General features: G+C 50.4%; 3 protein-coding genes and 1 pseudogene. 1 reads left to right on the forward strand and 3 read right to left on the reverse strand.

All coding sequences use genetic code 11. The features are described from left to right. On the forward strand, window positions 1-229 hold a 229-nt coding region (locus KP703_RS15070; protein WP_011251443.1), incomplete at its 5' end, for a transposase. A 96-nt stretch (window positions 230-325) separates the two neighbouring features. Here KP703_RS15070 and KP703_RS15075 read toward each other — a convergent pair. From KP703_RS15075 to KP703_RS15085, 3 genes and pseudogenes are all read right to left on the reverse strand, one after another. Then, entirely contained in the window at window positions 326-2,296 is a 1,971-nt protein-coding gene (locus KP703_RS15075; RefSeq protein WP_215755518.1) for a Hint domain-containing protein, read from the reverse strand. A gap of 138 nt (window positions 2,297-2,434) precedes the next feature. Then, a pseudogene (locus tag KP703_RS15080) lies at window positions 2,435-3,487 on the reverse strand (Hint domain-containing protein); the annotation flags it as partial. A gap of 414 nt (window positions 3,488-3,901) precedes the next feature. Then, the coding region (locus KP703_RS15085; protein ID WP_215753732.1) for a transposase at window positions 3,902-4,139 on the reverse strand (238 nt) is incomplete at its 5' end.

Consider the following 4,139-nt stretch of genomic DNA (forward strand, 5'->3'; position numbering starts at 1 on the left):
GATGGATAAGGCCACTTTTCTCGACTTCACAGTCGAGATCATCCGGCGGTCAGAGACAGCAAAAGGGTTTGAAATCCTGCCGCGTCGGTGGGTTGTGGAACGGACCTTCGGTTGGATGATCCGCTGGCGTCGCCTTGTGAAGGACTACGAACAGCGGATCGACGTCGCAGAGGCCATGATCCACATCGCCATGGGAAGCCTCATGCTACGCCGAAACGCTCATCCGTGAATTTCCAAAAGGGCTCTAAGGCCAGTCCAGGAAGCACAAAGAAAAAAGGCACCATTCCGCAAAGAATGGTGCCTTTCATTCGATTATGCAGAAAGATCAGGCAGTGAGCTTTTTCACAGCGGCCGTCTGTTCAGCATCAACACCATAGTTTTCAGCCGGCAGAGCCGTGATGATCAGCAGACCCATTCTGCCGTCTGTCTGTTCAGACAGCGGAAGCAGGGCATTGCCGTTTGTCCAGATCGTTTCGCTCTGGTCGTTCGCTGCATGCCAGCCGTCCAGGCCTGCATCATTCAGATACGTGGTAATCTGGTTCTGCATTTTGCTGCTCAGGAAGCGGACAGAACTCACAGCAACGCCCAGATACCGGCGATCATCCACAAACGGACCAATCACATCACTGGGGCGGCTTGCGCGTGAGACAATCCGGACAGCCTCAACGCCAGCCGGGATCATGAAGCTGTAATCCTGTCCATCGCGACGGACAGGGCGAATAACAGCGCCATTTGCCATAACCAGATGCAGATCCGCATCATGCGTCATCGTCAGGCCTGCTGACGGCGTCTGACAATTTTCGACCTGATTTCCCCGTGCTTCCAGAGTGCGGAACAGGGATTCCACAAAATTTCTGGCAACGCACAGCGGTGCAGCGGCATCAGCCTCCCAGCTCCGTGCGCCGGTAGCGCGAAGTGCTGCGACCTTACCATCCTGACGGAAGGAGCGACGATTACCTGTATCCAAGTAGCTTTCTGTGAGCATGCCATCAGCTCGGATTACAGAATGCTGTTCTGTTTCAACATGATAGTAATTATAGGACGTGATGGATTTATCGTAGAAAATGGATACGCCATTAACCAGCATGCGCACTGGCACAAAGCGGCCTTTGAAGAATAAGCAGTGTTCAGGGGTAATCAGCATATCCTTGTAAGGAACGCCGTCTGCAATGGCATCCTTGAGAATGCGTACAGGATAACCGGCTTCGTCATCCATTAATTCGGAACGAACAGTTGTATGAACCTTGCCCGCCCAGATGACATTCCGAGATTCCTCCTTGTCATTCACATAGGTAGTAATCACGTCACCCACACGGATCCCCTCAATGGGAACATCTCCATTGGGTGTCTGGATCATGCTGCCTGCAAGAAAACAGGTTTCAATGGCAAGAGTTTCGCCATCATTAACGAGATTAAACTGCTGTCCATCAACAATATCAGATGTCTTGGGATCAAGCGTTACACTTGCTGTTCCACCGCTCCCAGTAACTGTCAGGGTATATGTATCCGCGTCGTAGCTGTATTTGGCAGAGGAATTATACGCCAATGTGGAAAAATCAATAAATCCACCATTTTTAAGGCCAATATTTGTAGCTGAACCGCCATTCCCAACCGTTAACGTTCCACCACTCTTAATGACCGCCTCATCAATAGTTCCGTTCGAATAACCTCCTGAACTCGTTGTCGCGTTATACGAATATCCCCTTTCAACCGAGATAGTTCCTCCAGTTTCAATGGTCGCCGAGGCGATGGCGCCACCCTGGTTTTCAACTGCGCCACCACTAAACACCGTAATGGACGATACGCGAGAATGAGCACCAACATCGACCTGTGCAGTATCACCCACACTAACGCCATTTACTGAACCGCCGGATTCAACATTCATACTGGCACTTGTTGTCAGCGTGACATTCGAGAGTGTGCCCCCGCGTAAATCTATCCCAGCACTATTGGATGCTTTAACAGTGTCAGCGCTACCGCCGTTTTCAACGATAAGATCAGCACTACGGCTACCATCTAACGCAATATTGGATGCATTTCCGCCACTAAGTGCGAAAATATTTCCGCCACTTGTTACTGTAACACCGGAAAGTGTTCCGCCACTCTGAACAAGAATAGACCCAATACCACCGCCATTTTGGGTCAAAATGGCATCTGTGAGAGTGCCTTCAACAACGACATGGTCGGGAGTGCCATAAGAGGCACCATTTACTGTTTGGCCTGCTGAAATTGTTCTGGTGGCCGAAGGAAGTGGGTAATCAGACATAACAACCGTGGCTTTCTTTGCTTTTTTCATGAAAGGCGTAAGATCGTGAAAAGAAATTCGGCTTCATGAATCAGGAAGAGAATGTAAATTGCCGACATGAAATGCTGTGACGGCATTGCACGAAAAAACCTCTCCGCCTCTGAGTGAGGCGGAGAGAAATTGCATCATTCAGGCAGAGCGTATGCTGGTAAGGAGCTGCTTTGCGTCCGTTTTCAGATAAGGACCAGCAGCCCGAATGTTGAGGGAAAGAATGCCCATGCCGCTCTGAGTGAGGCCACCCAGTGGCAACACTGCGTCACCATTGGTCCATGCACAGTCTGTCCATTCCGTAGCGTGCCAGCCGGCGGGTTTCACTGCCTGAAGATGGGATGTAACGAGAGACTTCTTGTTGGCTGCTACAAGATGTACATCTGCGACAGCAACGCCCATCATACGGCGATCATCCACGAAGGGGCCTATCACATCAGCAGGGCGGCTGGCGCGAGAGACTATCCGAACGGAAGAAATGTTGGCTGGCAACATGAAGCTGTAATGCTGTCCTTCACGTCGGATAGGACGAATAGTCGCACCACTTTCCGTAACCAGATGCAGATCTGGATCAACGATCAGTTCAGCATTCGCACTGGAAGAGCGCGGGCTGCCAATCATATTATTCCGACCATCGAGCTTGTGAAACAAAGCTTCAACAAATGCGCGATCTACACACAAAGGTGCGCCAGCATCACGTTCCCAGGTCCGAACCGCAGTGCGAAGGCTGACAACAGTGCCTTCCTGATGGAAGGAGGAACGATTGCCCGTATCGAGGTAGCTTTCAGTCAGCATCCCATCAGCGGTGATGACGGAATGCTCTTCCGTTTCCACATGATAATAGTCGTAGGAGGTGATGCTGGTGTCATAGAAAATTGACTTGCCATTGACCAGCATACGCGCAGGCACAAACTGACCATCAAAGAACAGGCAGTGCTCAGGCGTAATCAGCATATCCTTGTAGGGAACACCGTCGGCAATGGCATTTTTCAGAACACGAACAGGGTAGCCCGCTTCGTCAGCCGGAAGACCAGGACGAACTGTTGCATGGGCCTTGCCTACCCATACGACAGGCCGCATGATGTCCTGATTGTTTTGCCAGTCAAAAGCAACAACCTGATCACCAATTTGGAGGTCTTCAACAGCAACCTCACCCGCGGTCGTTTGGATCATGCTGCCATGCAGGAAGCAAACAATTGAATACGACGAATTATCCCAGGAAAACTCCGATGGAGAAACCCCATCCGCTAATGTCACATAAGAGACAAGCGGTGTGCTATCGTTGTATCCATCAAGTATTTCATAAATTACATTTCCAGAATTATCTTTTTTTCCTGTATCAACAAAATTGATACCATTATTCCATCCACCGTTTGGGAAATGAATAATATCTCCGGGGGAAAGATTTTCTATTTTAGAAACTGATGAACCGTTATCTAAAATTGTGAGTGTATTTGTTTGCTTACCACTGGGATCAACAGCCCCAAACTGCACCGTGGTCCCGCTTATTCCGCATTTCAACGTTGATCCACTGCTAATAATTACAGTGCCACCTGAAACTTCCTTGCCGGTATTTGTTTCCAGGTCAACGCCGTTTTCTAGGGCCTGTTAGCACTTGATCCAGTCTGCGGCTGCAGCGATGTGTATGACGGCCAGGAACGATGCTGCGGTTTTCTCGTATCTGGTTGCAACAGCACGCCATTCCTTGAGACGGGCCCAGAGGTTCTCGACCAGGTGCCGACACCGATAGACCCATCTGGGGCAGGCAACCGGCGCATCGCGTCGTTTTGCGGGAATGGCCGGTCGGGCTCCCATGTCCCAGATACGTTCACGGAAGGCGTCCGAG

This window comes from Acetobacter sp. P5B1 (genome assembly GCF_018811985.1).
GTDB lineage: Bacteria > Pseudomonadota > Alphaproteobacteria > Acetobacterales > Acetobacteraceae > Acetobacter > Acetobacter cerevisiae.

Bases quoted from the DNA above. Each gene is read 5' to 3' on its own strand.
- KP703_RS15075 (WP_215755518.1), bottom strand. From the start codon at position 2,296: ATGAAAAAAGCAAAGAAAGCCACGGTTGTTATGTCTGATTACCCACTT.